Source organism: Kangiella koreensis DSM 16069, from assembly GCF_000024085.1.
In the GTDB taxonomy this organism is placed as follows: domain Bacteria; phylum Pseudomonadota; class Gammaproteobacteria; order Enterobacterales; family Kangiellaceae; genus Kangiella; species Kangiella koreensis.
Map to the genome: position 1 here is coordinate 2,189,139 of NC_013166.1, position 25,148 is coordinate 2,214,286.

The 25,148-nt window shown below is 44.4% G+C and carries 19 protein-coding genes; 4 read left to right on the forward strand and 15 right to left on the reverse strand.

Annotation, left to right across the window (positions count from 1 at the left end):
* Positions 1-320: 320 nt before the first annotated feature.
* Together KKOR_RS10185 and KKOR_RS10190 are read right to left on the reverse strand one after the other, a co-directional pair.
* Positions 321-2,888 (reverse strand): EAL domain-containing protein, encoded by a 2,568-nt coding sequence (locus KKOR_RS10185; RefSeq protein WP_015781040.1) that lies wholly within the window; start codon positions 2,886-2,888, stop codon positions 321-323.
* A gap of 3 nt (positions 2,889-2,891) precedes the next feature.
* On the reverse strand, positions 2,892-4,301 hold the full coding sequence (locus tag KKOR_RS10190; protein ID WP_015781041.1) for a GGDEF domain-containing protein: 1,410 nt from the start codon (positions 4,299-4,301) through the stop codon (positions 2,892-2,894).
* A gap of 260 nt (positions 4,302-4,561) precedes the next feature.
* On the opposite strand from KKOR_RS10190, the gene KKOR_RS10195 reads away from it, so the two are divergent.
* Positions 4,562-5,530 carry a calcium/sodium antiporter gene (locus KKOR_RS10195; protein WP_015781042.1) on the forward strand — a complete coding sequence of 323 codons (969 nt, stop codon included), beginning with the start codon at positions 4,562-4,564 and terminating at the stop codon, positions 5,528-5,530.
* A 2-nt stretch (positions 5,531-5,532) separates the two neighbouring features.
* On the opposite strand, the gene KKOR_RS10200 is transcribed toward KKOR_RS10195, so the two are convergent.
* The 8 genes from KKOR_RS10200 to KKOR_RS10235 form a co-directional block, all read right to left on the reverse strand.
* Complete coding sequence (locus tag KKOR_RS10200) at positions 5,533-6,990, reverse strand: efflux transporter outer membrane subunit (RefSeq protein ID WP_015781043.1); 1,458 nt, start codon at positions 6,988-6,990, stop codon at positions 5,533-5,535.
* Positions 6,991-6,996: 6 nt separating this feature from the next.
* Positions 6,997-7,473 (reverse strand): cytochrome c, encoded by a 477-nt coding sequence (locus KKOR_RS10205; protein WP_015781044.1) that lies wholly within the window; start codon positions 7,471-7,473, stop codon positions 6,997-6,999.
* A 17-nt stretch (positions 7,474-7,490) separates the two neighbouring features.
* Entirely contained in the window at positions 7,491-8,204 is a 714-nt protein-coding gene (locus tag KKOR_RS10210) for an ABC transporter ATP-binding protein (RefSeq protein WP_015781045.1), read from the reverse strand.
* A 1-nt stretch (position 8,205) separates the two neighbouring features.
* Positions 8,206-9,408 (reverse strand): ABC transporter permease, encoded by a 1,203-nt coding sequence (locus KKOR_RS10215; RefSeq protein WP_015781046.1) that lies wholly within the window; start codon positions 9,406-9,408, stop codon positions 8,206-8,208.
* Complete coding sequence (locus KKOR_RS10220; protein WP_015781047.1) at positions 9,405-10,586, reverse strand: efflux RND transporter periplasmic adaptor subunit; 1,182 nt, start codon at positions 10,584-10,586, stop codon at positions 9,405-9,407. Before KKOR_RS10220 ends, KKOR_RS10215 begins: the two co-directional genes overlap by 4 nt.
* Complete coding sequence (locus KKOR_RS10225) at positions 10,583-11,191, reverse strand: TetR/AcrR family transcriptional regulator (RefSeq protein ID WP_015781048.1); 609 nt, start codon at positions 11,189-11,191, stop codon at positions 10,583-10,585. The genes KKOR_RS10220 and KKOR_RS10225 overlap by 4 nt, the downstream gene beginning before the upstream one ends.
* Positions 11,192-11,498: 307 nt before the next feature.
* Positions 11,499-11,945 (reverse strand): Rrf2 family transcriptional regulator, encoded by a 447-nt coding sequence (locus tag KKOR_RS10230; RefSeq protein WP_015781049.1) that lies wholly within the window; start codon positions 11,943-11,945, stop codon positions 11,499-11,501.
* Positions 11,946-11,995: 50 nt separating this feature from the next.
* Complete coding sequence (locus KKOR_RS10235; protein ID WP_228638614.1) at positions 11,996-12,445, reverse strand: YbaN family protein; 450 nt, start codon at positions 12,443-12,445, stop codon at positions 11,996-11,998.
* 234 nt (positions 12,446-12,679) lie between these two features.
* Between KKOR_RS10235 and KKOR_RS10240 the strand changes: the two genes are divergently transcribed.
* From KKOR_RS10240 to KKOR_RS10250, 3 genes are read left to right on the forward strand one after another with little or no spacing between them, the layout of a single operon-like run.
* The gene (locus KKOR_RS10240; protein WP_041296225.1) at positions 12,680-13,933 is read left to right on the forward strand and encodes an NnrS family protein; all 1,254 of its coding nucleotides are present in this window, start codon (positions 12,680-12,682) and stop codon (positions 13,931-13,933) included.
* A complete protein-coding gene (gene ytfE, locus KKOR_RS10245) occupies positions 13,920-14,609 on the forward strand; it encodes an iron-sulfur cluster repair protein YtfE (protein ID WP_015781052.1) in 690 nt (229 codons plus the stop codon). Before KKOR_RS10240 ends, ytfE begins: the two co-directional genes overlap by 14 nt.
* A 2-nt stretch (positions 14,610-14,611) precedes the next feature.
* Positions 14,612-16,891 (forward strand): nitric-oxide reductase large subunit, encoded by a 2,280-nt coding sequence (locus tag KKOR_RS10250; protein ID WP_015781053.1) that lies wholly within the window; start codon positions 14,612-14,614, stop codon positions 16,889-16,891.
* 149 nt (positions 16,892-17,040) lie between these two features.
* On the opposite strand, the gene KKOR_RS10255 is transcribed toward KKOR_RS10250, so the two are convergent.
* The 5 genes from KKOR_RS10255 to KKOR_RS10275 all read right to left on the reverse strand — a co-directional run bounded on the left by KKOR_RS10255 (position 17,041) and on the right by KKOR_RS10275 (position 25,085).
* A complete protein-coding gene (locus KKOR_RS10255; protein ID WP_015781054.1) occupies positions 17,041-19,203 on the reverse strand; it encodes a TonB-dependent receptor in 2,163 nt (720 codons plus the stop codon).
* A 189-nt stretch (positions 19,204-19,392) separates the two neighbouring features.
* Entirely contained in the window at positions 19,393-20,736 is a 1,344-nt protein-coding gene (locus tag KKOR_RS10260) for a lysine N(6)-hydroxylase/L-ornithine N(5)-oxygenase family protein (RefSeq protein ID WP_015781055.1), read from the reverse strand.
* A 26-nt stretch (positions 20,737-20,762) separates the two neighbouring features.
* Complete coding sequence (locus KKOR_RS10265; protein ID WP_015781056.1) at positions 20,763-22,625, reverse strand: IucA/IucC family protein; 1,863 nt, start codon at positions 22,623-22,625, stop codon at positions 20,763-20,765.
* Complete coding sequence (locus KKOR_RS10270) at positions 22,622-23,245, reverse strand: GNAT family N-acetyltransferase (RefSeq protein WP_015781057.1); 624 nt, start codon at positions 23,243-23,245, stop codon at positions 22,622-22,624. Before KKOR_RS10270 ends, KKOR_RS10265 begins: the two co-directional genes overlap by 4 nt.
* A gap of 10 nt (positions 23,246-23,255) precedes the next feature.
* Positions 23,256-25,085: an IucA/IucC family protein gene (locus KKOR_RS10275; RefSeq protein ID WP_015781058.1), complete on the reverse strand. Its 1,830-nt coding sequence runs from the start codon at positions 25,083-25,085 to the stop codon at positions 23,256-23,258.
* Positions 25,086-25,148 lie beyond the last annotated feature (63 nt).

Consider the following 25,148-nt stretch of genomic DNA (forward strand, 5'->3'; position numbering starts at 1 on the left):
AGCAATGGTTAATCTGCTAATTGATCTGGATCAGTATAATTACCGATGCCAATAAATAGCCCCTCCATTGCTTCTTCGCTTGATATGCCATACTAGACATATGTCCCTTAATACAAACTAACTTATTGATTGTTTTAACGAAAAAAGAGGCTTAAAACTGTGAACAAGCTCACTGGATGAGAATAAACCCTAAGGTTTATAGGGTTATATTAAACAAAGAACGATCGTTCAAAAAGGGAAAATGATTCATTAATAGAGCTTATCAGAAGCAGGGCATCTTAAAGTCACATATTAGACATACCTTATATGAGTGATTCAGTTTATTTCTTTTTCCAACTAGCAGTTAGCTCCAGTGCAGGAACTGGTTTGCTGTATAGATATCCCTGGGCTACATCGCAGCCAAGACCTTTTAAAAACTCAGCTTGTGACTCCTCCTCAACACCTTCAGCAACGGTTTCAAGCCCAAGTGATTTAGCTAATTGCACAATAGCTTTGCATATTACTTCGTCATTTGTATCAGCCCCTATATCCTTGATAAAAGAGCGATCAATTTTAAGACGATCGAGTGGTAACCGCTTGAGATAAGCCATACTGGAATATCCAGTACCAAAATCATCTACCGCAAGTTTAACCCCCATCTTTTGAAATTCAGTCATTGCCAAAGAGGCTTGCTGCGGGTCCTGCATAATGGTGGACTCCGTAAGCTCCAAGTAAAGGCGCTCTGCTGCAAGTCCAGTCTCTTTCAAAACGCTCTCAACTTGCTTTGGCAAGAGGCCTGTTTCAATTTGCTGAACCGAAATATTGACAGAAGCACGGGCTACGTTTAAGCCAGCTTTATCCCACTCAACCATCTGCCGACAAGCTTCGCGCAACACCCATAGGCCAATATCTCCAATAATTCCCGTCTCTTCTGCCAGAGGGATAAACTTATAGGGAGGAATGAGTCCCTGAATTGGATGCTGCCACCTGATCAGAGCTTCAACTCCTACCACGGTAAAATCATTGAAGGAAACGAGTGGCTGATAGTGAAGTACCAACTCGTTACGCTCTACAGCCATCCGGAGTGCACTCTCTAACATTAAATTCTCATGCATTCCTTCAGACAGTTGGTCATTGAAAAACTCAAAACTATTCCTTCCTTTGTCTTTTGCAGAATATCGAGCAATCTCTGCATTTTTTAGCAGTGTATCTGGATCACGTCCATCCTCTGGGAACATTGCGATACCAATACTTGCCGTAACCATCAATTCATGCTCATCAATCCTCAAAGGAACGGCAAACCGTTTAAGAACTTTACGTGCAATACTAGATACTTTCTTAACATCGACTTTATCGTTAATGACAAACACAAAATCATCACCACCTACCCGTGCCAGTACATCATCAACGTTCAAAATATGCTTTAAGCGTTCCGCGATCCTTGCGATAACTGCATCGCCCACTTGATAACTCAAGGTTTCATTAATCTTTTTAAAGCGGTCGATATCTATACTTAAAATTGCAAAGCATTCTTTCAGCTCATCACTCCGTTCTATTGACTCTTCGATCCGCTCCTCTAACTTTTGTCGGTTTGGCAAATGCGTTAAAGGGTCATAGTGAGATAAGAATTTAAGCTCATCTTCCCGTTCATAAACATCGGTTAAATCACTCCAAGTACCGACAATTTCGTTTTCGCTATGATTACTTTGAGGAATCAATTGTCGCTCATCTCGAATATAGCGAGTATTACCTTCAGCATCACGAACCCGATACTCGTGTACCATGTGTCCCGTAATGAAGATTTCTTTAAATTGGTCTAAGGTTTTTTGCCGGTCTTCTTCGTACAAAACACCAATCCACCAGTCATGACTGTATAACTGTTCAGGTTCATAGCCAAACAATCGTTTGACATTCTTACTCACCCAAACTGGTTTGTAGCCGACACCATCTTGCTTGAGCTGGTAAAGAACCACCGGACTGGCCTTGAGCAAATGATTAAAGCGCACATTAGTTTCTACTAACAATCTAGTGCGCTTTCTAACCTGCCATCTTAAAATCCCGTTAATACAAAGCATTAACACTATCATGCCCAAGCCAATGATTAAGGCCCACTTCCATAACTTTGGAAGCCTAGGCTGCTGAACCGGTACCATCGTACTTTTAAGAGCCTCATAATAGACCGAATCCGGTTCTGTTCTCCATGTCTCAATATGTTTATCAATGGCTTTTAATAGATCATGATTGAGTCCTGCTGCAGTTGCATAAAATAGTCTGGCTGGATTAAGCATGACAGGGGTTTCCCTCAAATCAAACTGAGTTCCATGTATATCAGCAAACTGAACATTGGTAATCACAGCATCAGCTTTTCCAGCCTTAACGGCTTGAAAGCCTTCGGTATAAGTGTTAACGGGAACAGGCTTAAATCCAAGGCCATAACCCATCATCATTTTTTGCAAAGCAACTTCCTGTACAGACTCCCGTAAAACTGCAATTCGCATCCCTTGCAAGTCCGGAAGCCCCAGGATTTTTAAATCCTTTCTGACCCAAACTTCTGACCAGCTGTGCGTAACAGCAATGGAATGGAAGTCGAAACGGTGGGCGCGTTCATCAGTAATAGCGACATCAGGCATCAGGTCAATTGCATTGTTCGATAACAGGTTTAAACACTCACTCCATTCACAGTCAACATAGCTCAATTGCCAGGACTCTTCTTCAGCTATGGCTTCAATCAGTTTGATAAAAAGGCCATCAGGTTGGCCTTGGGAGTTACGGTATATTTTAGGAGAGTTTTGATAGAGGCCGACTCTAACGTCTCGAGCATTATCTGAACTCGAACCTTGAAAGTTCCAAACCATCGCAAGCGTTAATAAAATGACAAAGGTTGCGCTGATACCTATTTTATAAGCCATATTCTATTCCCGCCCATCCGCATCAAAGGCTTCAACCACAACTCGGTTTCGTCCTTTATCTTTAGCCTGATATAAGAATTCGTCAGCCCTATGAAGCCATTTTTTCACTGTGTCCACTTTAGGTTGATATTCAGCAACACCGATACTGATAGTTAGCTTAATGCGCTTACTGCCAATGACAATGCTCTCTTCTTCGATATGCTGGCGTAACCTTTCTGCAACTTTCACAGCTGACCGAATATTCGTTTCTGGCAATAATAATGCAAACTCTTCACCACCAATACGCCCGAGCAAATCAGACGGTCGCATGACCTCTTTCGCAAGCTTCACAAAATCTTTTAAAACTTTATCTCCAGCTTGATGGCCATATTGATCATTAATTTCTTTGAAGTGGTCAAAATCAATAACCATTAAACATAAGTCAGTACTATTGCGTGAAGAACGCGACATTTCCTCTTCAGAGCGCTTCATAAATTCACGACGGTTTGCAACACGAGTGAGCGAATCAGTCGCCGCCAGCTCTTCGAGCTTCTGATTGACCGCTTTTAACTCAATCAATGCTCGCTCTGATTTTTTCTTTTCCCGAATGATTTGCTGAAATAGTTCTGTTTGACTATATATCGTTTTAAAAGAACCAGTTGTCAGGAATGCTTGTACAACCCCAAAGCTCAAGAGTAAAAATCCTGAGGCAAATATAATATGTGCCAGCCACCATTGATGATCCCATACGGTTCCAATGCTGAATGACAAACATGACAACGCAAACCAAATCATGGCTATTCCATACTGTAATGGCATATAACCACGAATATTCTGCACTAACATCCAAAGGACAGCGCCTAAAAATAGACTAATGGAAAGGTACTCAGTTAACAGACGCCACCAGTTCAAATCAAATTGAGTTAAATGTGCCGCTTGATAGACCAACAAAGCGATAATCAAAAATATAATAATCGCTATTATGAACCCCTTGTTTCGGATTGCGCCTGGTTCAGTCATCTCACCATATTTCAACATGGCAATCAGGAAACAAAAAGCAAGGACCAACCTTGAAGCGGGGCCAAACAAAACGAATACCCAGAGATTTTCTGCGCCATGATGAGTCAAAAAACCATGAGGAGCATAGATGATGGTGAAACCTAGAAAACCATAAACCAACCAGCGTAACAATACCTCACCGGTGGCAACATAACATCGCCAGGTGATATAACTAAGAAATGCGCTAAATAAGGTAGCGAATGCTATGGCTACCACATGAAAATTATGTGCAACAAAAGCATCTTTCGAAGAGGTTTCATAATCAATGTAGAGAATTAAAGATAAGGGTAGGAAAGCTAAGAAAACGATTATGAGTCGACTGTACCAGACGGCGAACAACCTGACTGCTTCATTTTTTATTTGTTCACGCTCCAATAGTGACTCCTTTTAGCCGCTGAGGGTTGCGACTTAGCTTAATATTGTCTTAAATCTCTATACAACCTCTAAAATACTACCACTAGTAACAGTTAGCGCAAAGTCATTGTTTTATATGGCCATTGTAGCATTAGCATCCTCTAAAGCACGCTCTCTTACAATTACCTTTGTGACTTTTTTTATGAAATAGCTACAATAGGCACCATTCGAATGCTCTTACCAAAATGAGCAAATAAAAAAACACACACATAGGAACATTAATGCTTGTTGCGATTCTAGCCGTAATTTCAGGATTAGCTTTGTTAGTCTGGAGTGCCGACAAGTTTGTTGATGGCGCAGCCTCAACCGCTCGTTATTTCGGCATGCCGTCCTTATTAATTGGCATGGTTATTGTCGGCTTCGGAACCTCAGCACCTGAAATGGTGGTTTCTGCGCTAGCCGCCACCCAAGGAAACCCAGGGATCGCCTTAGGTAACGCACTTGGCTCAAACATTACTAATATAGCGCTAATCTTAGGTTTAACGGCAGTCATTAGCCCTATTGCCGTGCAATCTAAAATTCTGCGTAAAGAGCTTCCGCTTTTAATGGGAGTGACCTTACTGGCCATAGGCTTATTGTGGAATCTGGATATTTCAAAATGGGATGCCATTATTTTGTTAGCAGGATTTGCCGCCTTTATGGGCTGGTCCATTTGGCAGGGCATGCAAAAAAAACCGGACTCCCTTGCTACCGAAGTCGAACAGGAAGTCAGCCAACATACAATGCCTCTAAAAACAGCGATACTATGGCTGGTGCTAGGTTTAATTCTGCTAGTTGCCAGTTCCCGACTACTGGTTTGGGGTGCAGTTGAAATTGCTCAAGCCTTTGGTGTCAGCGACATTATTATTGGCTTAACCATCATTGCAGTAGGCACATCACTACCTGAACTCGCCTCGTCCATTATTGCCATCCGCAAAAATGAACACGACCTGGCACTGGGTAATGTTATTGGCTCAAACCTGTTTAACACCCTTGCTGTTATCGGTATTGCAGGTGCTATTCATCCACTGACCATCGAATCAGAAGTGCTATGGCGCGATGCCATGTTTATGGGAGTATTGACTCTTTCGTTATTTATCGTTAGTTATGGCTTCAAAGGACAGGGACGAATTAACCGAGTGGAAGGTTCGATACTCCTGTTGTCGTACATCGCTTATACCGCCTATCTGATCCGCTCAGTATTTTTATAATCTCACTGAACGTCAGGCTGCGACAGGCTGGGCTTGGCACCCATTGCCAAATAGAGAGAAACACTGTTGATTAGTTGTTGTGATTGAGCATCAATCAACTGCATTCTGGTCGATAAGTATTGTTGTTGCGCTAACAGCAGTTCAATATAACTAGCAGCACCCAGCTCATGGCGCCTTGCTGTAATCTGCATGGCTTCTTCTGAACTTTGGTTAGAATCGCTTAACGCATTTAACTTTTGCGCGTCATTCTCAAGCTGACGTAATGTGTCTGCAACTTCTCGCAACGCCTCCAGGACGACATATTGATAGTTGCTGGTAGCCGCCTCAAATTCAGCAAGAGCCGCCCGCTTTTCGGCCGGCAAACCTGGATCAAACAATGGCTGGGTTAATTGTCCTATTAAAGACCAGACAGCAGATTCACTGCTGAACAGGGAGCCAGCGGATAAAGCCTGCGAACCTATTTGTCCATTCAAATTAATACTTGGGTACATATTGGCAATGGCTACCCCATACTCCGCATTAGCGGCCTGTATAAGTGATTCAGCAGCCTGAATATCAGGCCTTTGCCGAACCAGTTCTGACGGAATAATCAATGGCAGACTTTCAGGTAATCCAAAGTCCTGCATGTTAAAGTCAGGAATATTTTCTGAGTCAGGGGTTTCACCAGCCATGGTGGCCAACAGATGCTCCGTCTTTTGAATTTGATTTCGAAAAACGGGAATATTGGCACGTGTGAGTTCAACTTCAGACTGCAGCATCAACACCTCATGTTTTGAAACCTGCCCTAGCTCAAGTTGTTGCTTAACGATATCAAGTTGCTGCTCTTGCTTTGCCACCAGCTGCTCAGTAACTTCCAGCTGACTTCTTAACTTAGCCTGATTGAATGCGGTATTGAGCACCGTTGCCACCAAGGCTAGCTGCGTTCCTTCCAACTCATAACGCTGATAATCCACTCGAGAAGCCAGGCCTTCCAGGGCACGACTGTTGCCACCCGACAAATCCAGTTGGTAGCTTACATCCACGCCAGCATTGTAAATACTAAATTCCTGCGGCGTAGCCTGCTGCCCAAAAACTCCGGGGTTAAACCTTTGTCTTTGTGCGCTGACATCCGCACTGACTTTAGGATAACGGGTAGTGCCCACTCGTGCCTGATACAACTCTTCGGCACTGCGTAATTGTGCGCTGGCAGCTAATAAACTTGGGTTTTGAGTTAATACTTTTTCGACTAAAAGATTTAGCGAATCTGATTGAAATTGCTGCCACCACTGCTGGTCAGTGGCGTCAACCCACTGCAAAGTTTGACCGGTGGCCAGTTTTTTATTGCTACCAATCACAACTGCATCATCACTACCTGTGTATTGAGATACCGATGGTGGCTCAGGCTCTTTAAAGTCTGGAGTTACAGCACAGGAAGCCACCGTTGATAGTAGCAGTAAAGCAAATGGAAAGCGTATACTCATCAGCGGCTACCTATAAAAATGATTCACAAAAGGCTGTTTAAATTTTTGATGACAGGCGACGCAAGACTGCAATAAATCTGCATAGGTTTTAATCACTGCATCACCATCATTTTTTTCTGCAACCTCCTTTAACATCATTGCAGTATCGTGCGTCACCCCATCCAGACTTTTGAAAGTTCCAGCTTCAGTCCCCATAAAAGATAAGATGCGCATTTTTTCGGTCATAGGCGGCTGTTCGTGATCAGCAACCAACGGCGCAAGCTCAGCAACAGCAGCCAAATCTTCGCGAATTATCGCGCTGGCAATGCGCTGCATATTAAGTTCTAAATCCTGCATAATTAAGCGTAATGCCATTGGCTCCGCATCACTTTTCTCGTCAACCTGTGTTTCTGCTGCATTCAACTGCAAGGGAATACTGCTTAGGCCAATCGTCACACTTAGCAGCAATGTTTTTATGGTCGTTGCTAAATTTCGTTTATTCATATTACTGTCCTCATAGTTTATAGTTCAAAGGCTCTGCCCTCGCCTTTTTCTTCATAAGTCACTCCATCACGAATGTGATAGATTCGTTTAAATGTTGGAATGATTTTTTCATCATGGGTTACAACAATAATGGCAGTTTCGAACTTCTTTGCCATGTCATTGAGAATTTTTATTACTGCCAATGCTCGCTCACTGTCCAGAGGCGCTGTTGGCTCGTCAGCTAGAATCACCGGCGGACGATTGACCAACCCTCTGGCGATGGCAACCCTCTGCTGTTCTCCGCCTGATAGTTGTGAAGGCATGGCCTTCGCTCTATGTTGAACATCAAGTGCTTCTAGCAATGCTAAGGCACTACTTCGAGCTTGCTTATTTGCCACTCCTCCCAGCATGGGTGGCAGGGCAACATTATCAGTGACGTCCAGAAATGGAATCAGATATGGAGCTTGAAACACAAAGCCAATTTTGTCTCGGCGCAAAGCGCGAATATCTTTAACTTTCCACTGTCCATCGTAGATCGTTTCATCACCCAGAATCATTGTTCCCGCCGATGGTTCGATCACTGCTCCTAAGCATTTCAGTAAAGTACTTTTACCAGAGCCTGACGGACCGATTAGCCCAACTACTTCACCAGGCGCGACCACCATGTTGACTTCTTTTAAGGCATCAACCGCGGTATCACCCGAGCCATATCGCTTTCTTAATCCTTCAATGCGAATACCTTTACCGCTCATATCAGCCTCCCACCGCTTCAGCAGGATCAACTTTCAATGCAGCCCGAATCGCAATAATACTGGATAAAATACAGATAATGATTACAGCCACAAATCCAGCTGCCGAATCCATCGGTTCCAACAACACATATTTTGGAAAAGCCGGAGCACCAAAAGTCGCCGAAATTTTTCCTACCACAAAACCAATAATTCCCAGCGCAATTGCCTGCTGTAAGATCATTCCAGCAATAGTTCTATTTCTTGTACCGATCAATTTTAATACTGCAATTTCTCGAATCTTTCCCAGCGTCAGCGTGTAAATAATGAAGGCTACAATAGCGGCACTGACTACCGCCAGGATTGCAAGGAACATACCGATCTGTTTAGCTGAGGTTGCGATCATTTTTCCAATCAAGATTTCCTCCATGTCCTGTCGAGTGTAAACGGTTAAACGTTTCCATTGCTCAATAGACTGCGCAACCTCTTGTGATGAATAGCCTTTTTTAACCTGTACCAGTACAGAATTAACGTATGGATTATTGGTTTGCGAACTATTAAGTGCATCCAGCAATCCTGGTGCACCCGGTTGAGAAAATTCAGGGTTTTGTGCGTTACGGCGGCGTTGCTCGAGGATGGCATCATTGTCCTTTAAGAACTGGGCTTCCTGTGCATCTTTAAGGGGAATAAAGACCATCGGGTCACCATTTGATGACACCATCCTGCGAGTCAAGCCTACAACCTTATATTGATTACGACGAATCTGTAAGGTATCGCCCACTTTGAAACCCGTTGCTACATCAGCCACAGCCTCATAATGACCTCGGGTAATTTGTCGACCATCAATTAAATATGGCGGCCACCCTGGCTGACCAGGTTGCCCTGCAGCAATACCAGAAATCATGCTACGCACATCCCGATCACCATGCCTGACCTGCATGGTTAAGTAAGTAACATTGGCAGTGCGTTCGACTCCGGGCATACCTTGAATGCCGCGCCATTCATCATCATAAATGCTTGAAGATTCCGCATAGGGACCAAGAGTATTTTTCTGTACCACCCAGAGATCAGCACCACTGTTATCCAACAATACTTTGGCGTCATCAACCATACCGCGATAGACACCAGCCATGATTAAAGTAACGCCAATCAATAATCCTAGCCCAAAACCCGTGAACACGAACTTGCCCCAGGAGTGCAATATGTCGCGACCAGCCAGACTGATCATTTCTCTTCACCTACGAGGCTTTCGACCAATTTAATCCGGCTATTAGGCGATAGTGCTTTTTCACTATGCAGCACCACTGAGTCACCCACCGACAGTCCGCTTTTAATCTCAACCAGACCGTCTAAATCTGTGGCGCCAATAGAAACAGGAGCATACTCAAGATCACCATCAACAATTTTCCAGACACCTAGTACACCATCAATACGTTTCAGAGCAGCGTTGGGAATAACCGAGCTTGCAGCTAAACTTTCCAATTCAATGGTCACTTCTGCCAGCTCTCCTATTGACGGGAGTGGATCTGGCAAATGGTCAAAAGTCACTTTAGCCAGAAATTCCTCGGTCACAGCGTCTGCAATTGGTTCGACACGATAAATTTCTCCTGGCAATTCCTGGTTGGATTTAGAGCGTAACTTGATATGAGCTTTTAGGCCTGCATTTAGTCCAGTTGCGTGAATCTGATCAAAGCGGACATTAATCCAGATATCCGAATGATTAATGATTTCTAAAACTGACTGCCCAGCCACCACCGTTGTTCCTTGTTCTGCATTACGGTTTACAATAATTCCATCTACCGGACTTATCAGCTCCAGGTTGTGCTGCTGAGCCAGCATTGCTTTTTGCTCTGCCTCTTGTCGCAACAGCTCCTGTTTTGCAGCTGCTAATGCCGATTCGGTAATACGTAACTCCTGTTGCTTAACATCAAACTGCTCTTCACTAATTGAACTTGCAGCTAATAATTTTTGGTATCTTTTAAATTGATCCTGTGCAAACTGATAACGCGTTTGCGCCTCACCCAGCTTCGCTTTGGCTTGCATCAATGCGGATTGTTGGGCTTGCATACGCTCCTCAAGATCAACCGGGTCCATCACACCTAATAACTGCCCTTTTTTTACCTGCTCACCAATATCCACGTGTAACGTTTTAACTCTACCAGGCACTGTCGGGCCCACTTTATAACGATAACGCGCTTCAACGGTTCCAATGCCGAATAAGGCTGGCGATAGGCTGGCCTGAGTCACTTTGGTCTCGGTGACCAAAATAGGTGACAAAGGACCGGAACGAAGAATCACATAGAAAAATAGCAGTGCTAACGGCAGCATGATCGCTAACAATGCCATTGTGCGTTTGTGCTCAAATAGCTTTTTAAGCGACAAGCCTTTAATCAATTTCTGCTTCATTTGTCACCTCGTATACCGCGCTGATAAATGGCGAATACCCCTGGGGCATCCTTACGCATTTTTTTCACGTCACCAGCTAATAATGACTGCATCACCAGGCCTTGTATTGTTCCGATAAATAGCAATGAAGCTGACTGTGTATCCAGTTCTGCATCAAAGTCACCGGTTTGAATTCCCTCATCTAGCAGTGCTTTCAACTTAACGCTATAACCTTCAATCATCAGCTGCACCATGCGCTTAGGTGCACTATCATTAGCAGCCTGTAACTCACCAAAAAGCATTCGAGGTACGCCCGGATGTTTACAGACAAAATCAACATGAGCCATAAACATAGCCTCAAGCGCCGCCATAGGAGATGATTGCTTGCTGATGGCTTTATCGATACGCGCCAACAGGCGTTTTGAAACCCACTCCATGACTGATGAAAGTATCGCTTCTTTGTTCGGGAAATGGCGAAACAAAGCCCCTTGAGTCACACCCATACGCTTTGCAATCGCTGCGGTAGTAATCTCGCTAGGGTTTTGCTCCCCCGCTAATTCAACCACTGTTTCAACAGTGACTTCACGGCGCTCATCAGCTCGCAGATTTTTTGAAGAAGTTTTCACAACTCAACCTCAGGTAAAAAGATAGTAATTGATTACTATCCTTTCTGAATTTATGATTGTCGTCAAGTGAAATTTAACAGAATCTAATATAAGGACAGTAACCTGCTGATTTATTTAGCATCAGCCAGTCTTTAACAAATTGAAATGAATGGTTGTCCGGACGCTATGTCATGCATAAAGTACTAAAAATATTACGCTATATAAGCATAAACTTGCCTGATTCGGGCAAATTTACCAACTCACCTTGCACATTAAGAATATGGCATATTCAGGAATTGATGAGTCTGTTTGCAGTGCCCGTAACTCACTAGGAAACTTCGGTAATCTTCAACAACCTGGCCAGTTGAGGCTTGTATTCCTGCGGCAGCATATCGGCCAGCGTATATTTATCTAATGTCGCCAGGAAGTTTTTTAGAGCTTCACCGAGGACAGCTTTAAGACCACACACTGGGGTAATGACGCACTTGTTATCCGGCGAGAAACATTCCACCAGACTCATATCGGGTTCCATTTCTCTAACCAGCACGCCAATACGAATGTCTTCAGGATCCATCCGTAAACGCATACCGCCATTTTTACCGCGTACGGTTTCGATATAGCCCTTTTTGTTCAGTGCATGTACTACCTTCATCAAGTGGTTACTAGAGATATTGTAGCTGTCTGATATTTCCTGAATCGTAGACAGCCGATCTTTTTCCAGTGCCAGGAATAGCAGAACACGCAGTGAATAATCGGTATAACGGGTAATATGCATCTATTGTCTCCGGAGTCAGCTCAAAGCCCTATTCGTTTGCAAATAACAGCTTAAGCATTAGGTCGGCTGATTATATAGGTCATTAGCGCCGAGAAAAACACTGCTAAAAAGATTAATACGCCAGTTTTCATACTGAGCAGCCACAAAACAGTCCAACTTAAAGTCAACATAAGCCCAGCAAGGTATTTCGCAAACACTGGAATAGCGCCACGCTCGTGCCAACTTTTCAGGACTGGTCCAAATTGACGGTGATTGAGCAACCAATGCTGCATTCGAGGCGAGCTTTTACCTGCTGCCCAAACCGCTACGATTAAAAAAGGAGTTGTTGGCAACAAAGGCAACACCACACCAATCATTCCTAAACCCGTTGTCACTATCGCTAAAGTCCGATAAGCCAAAGCACGATAGGCCCATCGTTGGTTCGAATAATTGCTCACTTCTGAATCACAAGTAGAAATGGTGACTTTCATGCCTGCTACCCTGTCATCTCGTATTGCCATAGTCTTATTCTAGATCAGATAACATATATTTGTCATGTATCTTTCAATATTTATCAAGTCTATTGATCCAGATCATGGTTTTAAAGGTATTTATCAGTACCATAGGCTCCAAGAAAGGCGGACCAACCATAAAAGATGCATTTATAATATATTTTTTGGTTGACGCTTTATTTTTTAGATCTTAATATGCACTTGAAATACATCTTTAAGACAATTCACGATCAGGGCAAATCAGTGAACAAAGTTAGCGCACAGAATCTATTCTTTCCCGCGGCCTGCATACATGCAGCGATTACCGCGGTTTTAACGGTGCTTGCCTATCAGTTTAGCTCGGAATGGTTGGTGGCTTTTGTTGGATTAGGCCATGCCCATGAGATGTTGTTTGGTTTTGCCTTGGCATTAATTGCTGGTTATACGCTAGGACAAATCGAAGCACACTGGTTGTGGATTTTATTTGGTTTATGGCTTTTTGCCCGCATTGGCTACTGGCTCGATCCAGCAGGAGCTATCGGTCAATGGTCGAGCCCTCTATTTGCATTGGCGCTGGCCTGGAAAATCGTGCCACGCTTTTTCGCAGCAAAAAAATGGCGAAACCGCATGATTAGCCCTTTGTTGTTGGCTATTTGTAGTGTGCCTTTAGCATGGTTGTTGCTACGCGAAATGGGTTGGCCAATCGCACCAAGGCAACTATCACAATCTATGATTCTATTATTGGTCATGTTAATGGCTTTCATCGGAGGGCGGATAATTGCTCCAGCGGTTGCCGGTGAAATGCAGAAACGTGGCATCACTCAACAAGCTCGTGTGCAACCACGTCTTGAAGCTTTAATACTTCTGCTACTGCCTGCAAGTGCCATATCTGCCCTGATCCCAGGTGCTTCGCAGGTAGCAGGAGTATTATCTATTATCGTTGCAATCGTTATTGCAATCCGCCTTGTTCGCTGGAAAATCTGGCGTTGCGGCGACCGTGCCGACCTGATCGGTCTTGGCATTGGTTACAGCTGGTTAGCGATTGGAACTTTTGCATTGGGTTTTGCCATCTTCTTTGATCTGGCGACCTATGTGTTATTGCACTTCATCACTGTTGGCGCTCTTGGCACCCTTTCAGCCTCAGTCATGATGAAATCAAACTTGCATCAATTTAAACACCTTCCTCAACCCAAAATCATGATCGTCAATATTTTGGGGCTTCTGTGTTTAGCAACCCTATTTAGAGTTTTGGCCGGAGCCATGTTTGACTCCTCTCCTGGTCTGACAGGACCTAACTTGTTGTGGCTCTCGGCCCTTTCTTGGTCAGCGGCATATTTTGCGCTGGCGGTATTCCTAATGACTACACAAAAAACGTCTAAGCAACCGTTTATGAAACACCGGTCTTTAACAAAACAAACATCACTGGAAAAAGCATCTGCGGTTAAAGCTACAAAAATCACTCATGCCTCTTCAGTGGTTACTCAAAGCAAACGAGGTCAATGCCATGACAGCATTTGATATAAATCTATTGGATAAGTCGCTCGGCGAAATTGCCCGTGATCTTCCCGGCGCCAGTGCCGTGTTCTTTAAACATGGTATGAACTTCTGCTGTAAAGGTCACCAAGCACTTGCCAACAGTATCCACGAAAAAAAACTGGATGTTGAAGAAGTTCTGGAACAGCTCAATCAATTGATACCCGCTGAGTCGGCAGACTTTAGCGAGAAGTTTGTACCGAATGATGAACTCATCAACCATATTCTTGAACGCTATCATGAGGTGCATCGTGAACAGTTGCCTGAGCTGATTCGTTTGGCGCAGCGAGTTGAAACGGTTCATGGCCGCCATCCTGAATGCCCTACCGGACTTGCCAGTTTCTTAAGTGATGTTGAGCAGGAAATGGAAGCGCACATGCAGAAAGAAGAACAGATTTTATTTCCCATGATTCAGCGTGGCATGGGCGGTTTGGCGAAAAGCCCCGTCGCTGTGATGCGCATGGAACATGATGATCATGGCGAGTCGTTAGCTCGTCTGGAACAACTTGCACATAACTTCCAGCTACCGGCGGAAGCCTGCAATACCTGGCAAGCACTTTACACTGGGCTGGCCGCCTTCAAGGAAGATCTGATGAACCATATTCACCTAGAAAACAATATTTTATTTGAACGCATTGATAACTACCTTGGAGGACACTAACTATGGGTAAATATCGCAAACTCTGGTTTACCCTGATAGGCGTATTAGCGGTAACTTTCACTATTCTCGGTTATTTTGGCCGTGAAGTGTATCGCGAAGCACCCCCTATCCCAGAGAACATTGTAACGACCGATGGTCGTGTTTTAATGACCAACGAATCGATTCTTGATGGTCAAACTGCCTGGCAATCTATTGGCGGTATGCAGTTAGGTTCGATTTGGGGCCACGGTGCTTATCAGGCGCCTGACTGGACAGCTGACTGGCTACACCGCGAGTTGGAAGCCTGGCTTGAATTGGCTGCGCAAGAAGAGTTCGGCGTGAGCTACGCTGATCTTGATGGCGAAAAGCAACAAACATTGCAGTATCGCTTGAAACAAGATTACCGTACTAACACATATGATCTCGCCACTGACACCGCAGTAGTATCTGAGCGTCGTGCCAAGGCAATGGCAGAGGTTAACGCTTACTATCACAAACTGTTTAGTGATGCTCCAGAGTATCGTCAGCGTCGTGACAACTATGCGATGAAAGAAAATACTTTGCCAAAAGCAGAGCGTCGCGAAGTCATGAACCAGTTCTTCTTCTGGACTGCATGGGCAGCCTCTACTAACCGTCCCGGTAGTGAAGCAACCTACACCAACAACTGGCCACATGAACCATTGATTGATAACGTACCAACGTCTGAAAATATTGTTTGGTCGATCATCAGTGTCATCCTGTTAATCGCAGGGATCGGTGGTCTGGTTTGGGGTTGGGCCTTCATGCGTAAACACGATGAAGAAGATCCGCCTGCTCCAGAGCAAGATCCAATCACCACTTTCAAGCTAACTCCTTCGCAGAAAGCATTGGGTAAATACTTGTTCGTGGTCGTTGCGCTATTTACCTTCCAGGTGTTAGTCGGTGGTCTCACCGCGCACTACACGGTTGAAGGTCAAGGTTTCTATGGTTTCGAAATTTCTAAGTGGATTCCTTACTCATTGTCACGTACCTGGCATATTCAAGCAGCCATGTTCTGGATTGCTACTGGCTTCCTGGCCGCAGGTTTATTCCTGGTGCCGATTATTAATGGCGGCAAAGATCCAAAACACCAGAAACTTGGCGTCAACATTCTGTTCTGGGCGTTGGTTGCAGTAGTCGCAGGTACCTTCATTGGTAACTACTTAGCTATCGCACAAATCATGCCTGAGAACTTAAGCTTCTGGTTAGGCCACCAAGGTTACGAGTATGTCGACCTGGGTCGCCTGTGGCAGTGGGGTAAATTCCTTGGCATCGTCTTCTGGCTGTTCTTAATGATGCGTGGTATCACTCCAGCATTGAAAAAACCCGGCGATAAAAACTTACTGGTGCTATTAACTGCTTCAGTGGTTGCCATCGGTTTATTCTACGGTGCAGGCTTCTTCTACGGTGAAAGAACTCACATCTCTGTGATGGAATTCTGGCGCTGGTGGATCGTTCACTTGTGGGTTGAAGGCTTCTTCGAAGTATTCGCTACAGTGTCGCTAGCCTTTATTTTCCACAGCATGGGCTTGGTCAATCGCTCAACAGCAACCGCTGCAAGTATTGCTTCAGCTTCATTGTTCTTGCTCGGCGGTGTTCCAGGTACGTTCCACCACTTGTACTTCTCAGGTACCACAACACCTGTGATGGCAGTGGGCGCAACCTTCTCTGCGCTGGAAGTTGTACCATTGATTGTGCTGGGTTATGAAGCATGGGAAAACTATCGCTTGAAAACTCGTGCAGCCTGGATGGACAACATCCGTTGGCCACTAATGTGCTTTGTCGCGGTTGCCTTCTGGAACATGTTTGGCGCAGGCGTACTCGGCTTCATGATCAACCCACCTGTATCGCTCTATTATGTACAGGGTTTGAACATGACACCAACTCACGCCCACGCGGCACTGTTCGGAGTTTACGGATTCCTGGCACTAGGCTTTGCTCTGCTTATCCTGCGCTACATCCGTCCACACATGGTGTTCGACGAAAGGCTAATGAAAACAGGTTTCTGGTGGTTAAATATTGGTTTGATGATGATGTTGCTAACCAGCTTGCTACCTGTTGGCCTGATTCAGTTCTACGCCAGCGTCAGCGAAGGTTTCTGGTATGCGCGTAGCGAAGCCGTTATGCAAAGTGACATCCTTTATACCTTACGTTGGGTCAGAACCATTGGTGACGTCGTCTTCATCGTCGGTGCTCTAGCAGTTACCTGGCAGGTGATTAAAGGCTTGCGTGAGCCAGCTGAAGGTCGTAAGCCAGTTGGAAAGCCTATTGAAGAAGGCGCATAGATGTTAAATTAAAAAACATTCTTCAAAAAACTTGAGGTGCCAATTGGCACCTCTTTTTTTGCCTGATTTCTATGTCTCTCATTTCCAGACATAAAAAACGCCTAACCAAAATGATTAAGCGTTTTCATAACATATAAAGACTAGGTTTATTAGTAGCTAACCGTCCAGTTCAGAGTATAGGTTCTACCGCGTCCCTGGAAGTTAAATAAATACTCAGGGCCATAAGCCGGCGAATAAAATGCCGTAGCACGTTGCCCCCATACAGTGGTGTATTCTTTATCCAACAGATTGGTAATCCCCAGACTGAATTTACCGTATTGGGTTTCAGTGTTAAGGCTAACGTCAAAAGTTGTATAACCGACTAGTTCACGACCCGTATCATCTTCCATGTTAAATGCATGATTAGCCTGCAGCCGAGCGGTGTAATCGACGTTGCTCCATCCGAAATACGCCGTAGCAGAAGGTACTGAAGCATATCGAACATCTCGCTTCATCCAATCACCACTCGCATCTTCCTGCTCTGAACGAACCCAGTTCAAGGTTGCACCAGTCTCAAAACCATCATCAAAGTAACGAGTAATAGCTCCCTCAAAACCGTAATCACGAGTTTTGTTATCTACCACAATCACATTGAGGTTTGCATCATTGGTCACGGCTTTATCTGACCATGAATAATACAGTGAGGTCTGCGCCTGCCAGTTATCGCCCAGCAAACGCCAGCCCAGTTCAAACTGATCCGTTTCAACCGCTGTTAACGGATTATCGTTGACGTTAACATCCGGGCTTTTACCGTAGTATTTCGCCGGATCAGGAAGCTCGAAGCCCTGGCTGAAACGGAACCAGGTTTGGTGTTCATCCAGACGATACATAACACTGGCATTGAACAGGCTGGCATCATAGTCATTGCTACCGCCCGGGATTAAAACACTCACCCGTTGACCCATTGCGTCATAGCTGTATTTATTAAAATCTTTTACCGTGACGTCCATTCGTTGCTGGCGTAAACCTGCTGCCAGTTTCCAGTGCTCATTAAGACTCCAGTCTGTCTGCACAAAGCCTGATAGACCATCCACTTCGTAGCTTGGATAACGTGGTTCAATACGTGACTGATTTTGCACTAGGCCACCTGAAGCGTCTGTAGTCGGCAAATCAAAGAACATCTGGTTAGCATCAAACTCTTCGGCATCAAAATCCACACCATAAGTCATACGCAAGCTGTCGCTAACTTCGGCATCAAACAAAGCTTTAAAACCTGATAGCTGTGTGTTCTGTTTGGATGCACCAAACTCAATAGCATAGCGCATTTCTGCTGGCATCAGTCGAGGGTAAGGGAAAGCGCTGAAGCTCGATTCCTCGTTACGATAAAATGCCTGCAGATAAAAATTCTGGCTCAATAAATCGGCATGATGATACTGAGCATTAAACATTTCACGGTCAGTTGCCGGTGCACGATCTGAGTCAAAACCATCACGAATCCGTGCACCATCCAGACTGCCCACTGGTGCTGCATCAATATTAGGAAAGAAGACACCGCGATCACCGTCGAACTGTGAGCGATAAACCTGTGCATCTAAATCCAATGACTGCTGTTCATCCAATGTAAAGTTCAGACTACCAAGCACATCAATGGTACGGTTATCCTGTAAATCGGTTTGCGTAATATCCGGGAATACCTCAACACCTTTGCCATCATAGAAGCGACCGTTATCTTCATATGCAACACCCAGATAACCCTGCACATCCTGACTGCCACCGCTAACCGATTGCTTAATGCGATGCGTCATGTCATTACTATCGTTAAAGCCAGTGGTAAAACCCACTTGAGTGGTCATTTCAAGACCATTGCTTGAACCTTGTCGGGTAACAATATTGATGATACCGCCAGTCGCACCACCACCGTATAAGCTGCTGGCACCAGAGATCACTTCGATACGCTCAACGTTAAACGGGTCAATAGAATCAAACTGACGCGACAGCCCTCGTGAATTGTTCAGAGAGACACCGTTAATAAGCACCTGCACGCCACGACCACGCAAATTCTGCCCATAGTTAGTACGCCCTTGTGGCGCCAGATCAAGACCTGGAACTAATTTGCCCAGCATGGTTTTAAGATCAACACCGGTTTCCAGTTGCTGCTCAATGCTGGAACGATCGATAACCCATACCGAACTTGGGATCTCGCTGATGCTGGTTGGTGTACGCGAACCGACTACCACCATGACTTCATCAGCTGAAGTTGTCTCATTAGCCTGCAAACCTGTCGATACACTGATTGCCACTGCCGCCAATGCAAAGCCTTTTATCACTTTCATGTTGTTACCCTGTATCACTTTATTATGAATGTGGCGCGCATTTTACAGACATACCTGCCTCATGTAAATGATAGTGATTCGCATTAGCGTTAATATTTAGAGTGATACCGTGGAGTACCCTGGAAACAACAAAAGGCACCAACTGGTACCTTTTATTATGAAGAGTGAAACGCTATGTGAAATAAGGAGTTAAGCCGTTAACCTTTTCTCCAGTGCGCTAACTGGTCGTGAATCGCCCCACTCTACAAACGAGCAGTTATCGTTCAGATCAAAAATGTCACGTCCCAGCAGATCGTTAACAATGGTTGCTGAACGCCAACACATCAGGCTCATCTGTGGTTCTGATATGCCATGCGAATAACGCCCAGCATTAACAGCATAGATTTTATTCTGACTCGGTCCATCCCACTCGATAGAATAATCCCGATTTAAAATAAACTGCTGATCCTGAGTGATCTGTAAGCGGTCCTTCATAGACTCAAGATAAGAAGGAATGACATTCTCGAAGCCGGTGGCCAATATAATCACATCACTACGAAATTCTTCGTGGCTACCATCAAATTTGTTATGAGCCTCAAGCCGATAACCCTTGTCCTTCTGCGCAGCAATCAAGTCACGATTCGGACACAAACGATAGTGTTGATTCTCACCAGCAACCTGTTTTTCGTAAAGCGTTTCATAAATAGCCTGTAACGTAGTTCCCGAAATCCCATCAGAAGCCAGTTTTTGCTCGCCAACAATATCGTGCTTAGTCGTGGACGGTAATGGGAAGAAACTATCAATATAGTTTGGCGAAAACCATTCATTGGTAAAACAGGTTTCATCCATCGGCAGGAAATTACTGCGACGTGATATCCAGTTGATTTCAGCGGGCATCCCGTCCTGTCCCTGTAGCAAATGCAGGAATATCTCTGCCCCACTTTGGCCACCGCCAATCACTGTCACCCGCTTACCACTGAAATCACGCGGTAGATTTGCCATGTTGATGGCATGGAAGCAGCTGTACTGGTCATGCAAATGATTAACAGCTTGGGGAATGTGTGGCCGCTTACCAGTACCAAGGCACAGATTATTGGCTGCCACCACTTCTCCACTATCGGCTAAGGCCACCTCAAAATGGTCGTCTTTAAAATCAACAGACTCGATCCCTTGATTAAAATGTAGATACTCAATCTGCCGACTAACCCACTGCAGATAGTCATTGTATTCATGACGGCTGATAGCAGGCCGCTCGTTATTTAAGAAAGCATAAAAACGCTTTTTGCTGACTAAATAAGAGAGGAAGCTAAATGGACTTTGCGGATTAACTGCAGTGACCAGATCTTTCAAGAAGGATGTTTGTAAATAGGTATTAGGCAACATCATTCCCGGATGCCAACAGAAATCCTTCTTTTGATCGAAAAATGCAACATCCAGTTCAGGGATGTCATGGCATAAAGCGGCAATGGATAAATTAAAGGGGCCAATGCCAATTCCAACTAAGTCTTTTCTTTTCATCTTGTTATCTGTCTGCTTGTGAGTCTGTGTATTCATGGTGGTATTCCTGTAATGCTTTAGCTTTATTGTTGATGTTGAGCGCTATGATTAGTATGAGTATTGGCACTCGCAGTGGGTTGTAAGGGCTGAAAATTCTGAGCTGCAGATTTGAGTAATGCTTCATGCAGCGGGTTGTTAAGATCTTTAGCTAACGCCGGAAGTGGTCGCTCGGCATTGTCCTGATAACCAATCTTGAATCGCACAGAGTTTAAGCAAATGCGTTCGATGGTTGGTCGAAGCAGATTAAACCACTCAAATCGTTCTGCGTATTGAGGATATAAAGCCTGGTAATCAGCAATAACCTGCGCCAATAACCTATAAAAATCCTGTTCAGAAAAATCAAGTTGTTGCTCAACTATCGGCGATAAGAAACGATAGACGCTAATAAAGTGTCCGGTTAACAAATCGTGAACAAGGTGCTCTTTTGGCAAGTGAGTCAGTAATGATTTTACGTCCTCTGCAAGAGCCGATTGCTCAGGAATATTCTGCTCCAACAATCTGAGATCACCGTGAAAATCTTTAATCGCTATGGCCTGCGGAATCCAGTTCTTTAAATAGACAACCACATTCTGACCATGAGCAATAACGCCCACGCCATACTTCACCATCAGGTGATAAAGAGGTACCGACATGACTTCAAACAATCGCTGCAACCACTCTGCTGTGCTTAAGCCACTTGCCTGAATCATTTCTCGAATCAACGAATTTCCTTCACAATCCTTTTGCAGCAATGCTGATAATAAAAAGTGCTGTTCTGTCGATGACTCTTTTTTGCTGACAGAAGATTCGCGCCAGATACAGCCGAGCATTTCATGATAGCGATACGGCGCTTGTTCAATTTGCTGTTGATAGTGATGTCTGACAAAACACCCAGCACTTTCCTGTTGAATGCGGAACCGTCTATCACTGAACAATGGATCGCTTGCAGTGATATCCGTTAACCATTGTGAGATATGATGACCGGCAGCAATAAACCGCTCCGGAACACCACGATAGCAGGAGGTATTCAGTATGGTGATGGCCAATTTAACATCGAACATTTGTGGGCGACTGATATTGGACAGGGTTCTGATCGATTGCTGCGGCTGAAAATGATCACCGACCGGCCCAAGGTTGACTAACAATTTCTGTTGAATCGCCCACTGAAATTGAGGTTGGATTTTGTGGTGATACTGCCATGGATGACAGGGGACTAATTGATAATCATCTGACTTCTGATCTGTGCCGAGTTTGATTTTCAGATGCTCGAGCAGTGTCTGATAATCCTGCTCACTCATCATAGAAAGCAGTAGTTCACGATGGTTTATTCCATTGCCATAACCTGTAACCAACACACTGCTATGGACCGCCAGATATTCTAGCTGGAATGATTGAAGTGACTCTGGTGCATATTGGCGATTATCGTCAATCCCCCAGCCCAGGCGACCTCTGTTAGCAATGATTTTAGGATGCGCATCAAGCAAGCCCTGTAACTTAATCTCGTCCAGCTGCAACAATTCTTTTGCACTATAGTTTTGTAGCTTAATCAGTCGCTCATATTCATTACTCAAGGTATTCTGCACATCTTCCAACCAGTTGGCAGCAACAATATCGTCAACCTGCAAAGCATGCTTTAAGTCCAGGCACAGTTGTAACGCATCAAAAGTATAAACTCCATTTCGGGTGATACTTTGATAATCAATGACCAACGAATCCCACACTGTAAGCTTGGCTTGAAAATCATAAACAATGTCACCTAATGTAGCTCGATAACTCCCCTCTTCAACAGCACAAGCTTGCAGTTCCTGCTCGTAGATTAACTCTGAAAGCGCGCGAGCCATTAATTGGCCATTGGTCATTTTCCATAGAGCATGTTCGTCCTTATTATCTAAGCCAAACAGAATCATAAATTAACCTCCTTATAAAATTGCCCACGCTCACACACTAACAAGGCGGCTCGCTTATGAGGGAAGTCAAACTCTTTGATTTTTTCAAAGGGGGTATGCTCAAGATATTTTAGGATCCCCACATTATCGGCTCTAGGTTCACCAACAATTCTTTGTGTTCTTGGGTCATCTTTAAAAATAAAGTCATTGACCAGATTCAGCCAAAGAATAGTGTTATTCATGCCCAGATAGCGCTTGTTACCGATTAAAAGATGATAACCACGATCATAGAGTGTCGCGTCACAATAGGGAGCGATTCGATCATAGTAGGCCCAATAGATTTCAAAGTAGGCGCAAGGCTCATCGTTGATATAGCCAATGACCGGCTCAACCTGCGGCTCAGTTTCCAGTTTTTGCAGATACTGTTTTAGCTCATCCTTGGTTTGGTTCAATTCCCAGAACTCATAAACGTAAGGCTGATTATGCCATTGATAGAAAAGATCCAGATGCTCTTCGATGGTCAATTTTTTTAGCTTAAAAGTATTAGCTGTTTTGCCATCGGTGTATTCATAGAGCCATTCATTCAGATAGCTTTTAAATGGTTTTTCAATATGCTCCGCAGTATTATTCATGGTGTTCATTTCAGCTCCTCTATGCAGCATTTGTATTTATCTTTTCCGCAGACAGCATTTTCTCAACCAACCTTTTCTCAGTCAGCAATGGATTGTTGAGCTTGTGGTAAATCATGAAGGGATCAGACATGGTGTTTTCATTAATCGCGTGCAAGTTGCAGAAGAAGTTGCCTTTCGACCAGATGTCAGTGCTGGTCAATAAATAATTAACCACACGAGGGTCGGGCAATTTTTCGCGCTCAAGTTGCAACAGAAAGTCATGATAGAGTGATTGAGCTTTGTCTTCTGATACTAGGTCGGTAAGGGTTAAACTACTGATTGTATTAAAGCAGGCATTGACCATCAGATAGTAGGCGAATAGATAAATCACCATATCGTCTTCAAATAAGTTTGCGCTGCTGGCGGTGTCATTGAGTAAAGTTTCACCATAAAGCTTTTTCGACAGTGTCGAAAACCCAGTGCCCTGACAATCTCTGAAATAAGTTTTCATCGGCATCAAATGATCATCAAGCTGCAGTACGATATTTTGTTGATGCGCCCCAAACAGTAAGCCGTACTTTGCCTGCGCGACAATAATGGGACGAATGGTACGCTGTAAAAATTTCTCCAGAAATTGCTCGGCAATAGTGCTCGCATCTTGCCCTTTTGACGCAGCGACCTTTTTAATCCGTAAGCTGAGTCGATTGTCCGGACTATCTGCACAATCCTGCAACAAACCGGACAACACTTCGACATTGTCACCTGAGACAGACGGATCATAAAAAGGATTTTGCCGCCAGATAATGGCGGTGCTATCCAGCACTTTTCCAGATGGAGCCTGCAGTGCAATACTGATAGGTTCACGCATCACTGAGAATGTATCCAGTTCCTGCTCCATCTGTTGCGCCTGCGGTGTAGATAAGACTTTTTCGATGACTTGCCCACGGATCATTTCTTCGGGCTGTAAATGACGAATCGAATTGGTCAGCTGGGTTGTTAGCGAAAACTTCAGCATCCATGGTGAATCATCCTGGTATAAACTGCGTAAGGAAGATGTGGCGCGCCACTGCTTGCCCTTCTCGCCAAGATATACCAATGATTTATCGTCTATGTAACTTTTCAGCTCTGGGTTATTGAGCCATTGCTTCGCCTGCCACGGATGACAAGGGATCAGCAAATAATTCTTATCAAGATTATTCAGTAATAGGGTTAACTCAAAATTATCTCCGATCAATTCCTCACAGTATTTCTCAATCGGTTTTGGGTTCCCGGCAAAGACATACAAGATGTCCCGACTCACGGCAAACCAAGATAATTGAAAACCATTACCATATTCGGGCACATAGATTTCTTCATCGAGTTCACTAAAACCACTGCGCGACTTCGGGCACGGATGGATCGAATGACCAATCAACAGGCTCTGCTCACTTTCGATGAAGCTCAAGCTATCGTTATAGATTTTGTTGAGGTCATTACCTCGATAGGACACCACCTTCAGGATATTGTGCTGGCTCTCTTGGGCTCGCTGCAATATTTTTTCTAAGTTTTCCTGCTCAGGCTGACCCAATTTGCTGTCTACAAAAACTTCCGGGTAACTGGCCAGGCGAGTCAAGATGTCATCAAATGAAAGCTCGATGACTTCTTGCTTCTCCTCATTAACAATGAATCCCTGAGCATAGAAATAACTTCTTCCAAATCGGGAATACTTCATTAATGGTAGATATAGGATCTGCTGACTATCGAGCTTACAATAGTAGCCTTGATGGCAATGGGTCTTAGCAGATATATCTGCAGGCAAGTTCACAGGGTGCCATGATTCAAATTCTCGGACTAAGGCGTTCAAGAAACAGTTGGCGCCAGAATCAAACATAATTTTTCCTTTTCTTCAGCTAAGTTTTGTTCAGTGATATTCTTATTCTGGCGCACACGATAA

What these genes read in the sequence shown, in the direction of transcription:
- KKOR_RS10265 (WP_015781056.1), bottom strand. Translation starts at nt 22,625, where the DNA reads ATGATTCTGTTTGGCTTAGATAATAAGGACGAACATGCTCTATGGAAA.
- KKOR_RS10200 (WP_015781043.1), bottom strand. Translation starts at nt 6,990, where the DNA reads ATGAGTATACGCTTTCCATTTGCTTTACTGCTACTATCAACGGTGGCT.
- KKOR_RS10230 (WP_015781049.1), bottom strand. Translation starts at nt 11,945, where the DNA reads ATGCATATTACCCGTTATACCGATTATTCACTGCGTGTTCTGCTATTC.
- KKOR_RS10185 (WP_015781040.1), bottom strand. Translation starts at nt 2,888, where the DNA reads ATGGCTTATAAAATAGGTATCAGCGCAACCTTTGTCATTTTATTAACG.
- KKOR_RS10205 (WP_015781044.1), bottom strand. Translation starts at nt 7,473, where the DNA reads ATGAATAAACGAAATTTAGCAACGACCATAAAAACATTGCTGCTAAGT.
- KKOR_RS10275 (WP_015781058.1), bottom strand. Translation starts at nt 25,085, where the DNA reads ATGTTTGATTCTGGCGCCAACTGTTTCTTGAACGCCTTAGTCCGAGAA.
- KKOR_RS10215 (WP_015781046.1), bottom strand. Translation starts at nt 9,408, where the DNA reads ATGATCAGTCTGGCTGGTCGCGACATATTGCACTCCTGGGGCAAGTTC.
- KKOR_RS10250 (WP_015781053.1), top strand. Translation starts at nt 14,612, where the DNA reads ATGGGTAAATATCGCAAACTCTGGTTTACCCTGATAGGCGTATTAGCG.
- KKOR_RS10220 (WP_015781047.1), bottom strand. Translation starts at nt 10,586, where the DNA reads ATGAAGCAGAAATTGATTAAAGGCTTGTCGCTTAAAAAGCTATTTGAG.
- KKOR_RS10260 (WP_015781055.1), bottom strand. Translation starts at nt 20,736, where the DNA reads ATGAATACACAGACTCACAAGCAGACAGATAACAAGATGAAAAGAAAA.
- ytfE (WP_015781052.1), top strand. Translation starts at nt 13,920, where the DNA reads ATGACAGCATTTGATATAAATCTATTGGATAAGTCGCTCGGCGAAATT.
- KKOR_RS10210 (WP_015781045.1), bottom strand. Translation starts at nt 8,204, where the DNA reads ATGAGCGGTAAAGGTATTCGCATTGAAGGATTAAGAAAGCGATATGGC.
- KKOR_RS10270 (WP_015781057.1), bottom strand. Translation starts at nt 23,245, where the DNA reads ATGAACACCATGAATAATACTGCGGAGCATATTGAAAAACCATTTAAA.
- KKOR_RS10255 (WP_015781054.1), bottom strand. Translation starts at nt 19,203, where the DNA reads ATGAAAGTGATAAAAGGCTTTGCATTGGCGGCAGTGGCAATCAGTGTA.
- KKOR_RS10235 (WP_228638614.1), bottom strand. Translation starts at nt 12,445, where the DNA reads ATGGCAATACGAGATGACAGGGTAGCAGGCATGAAAGTCACCATTTCT.
- KKOR_RS10195 (WP_015781042.1), top strand. Translation starts at nt 4,562, where the DNA reads ATGCTTGTTGCGATTCTAGCCGTAATTTCAGGATTAGCTTTGTTAGTC.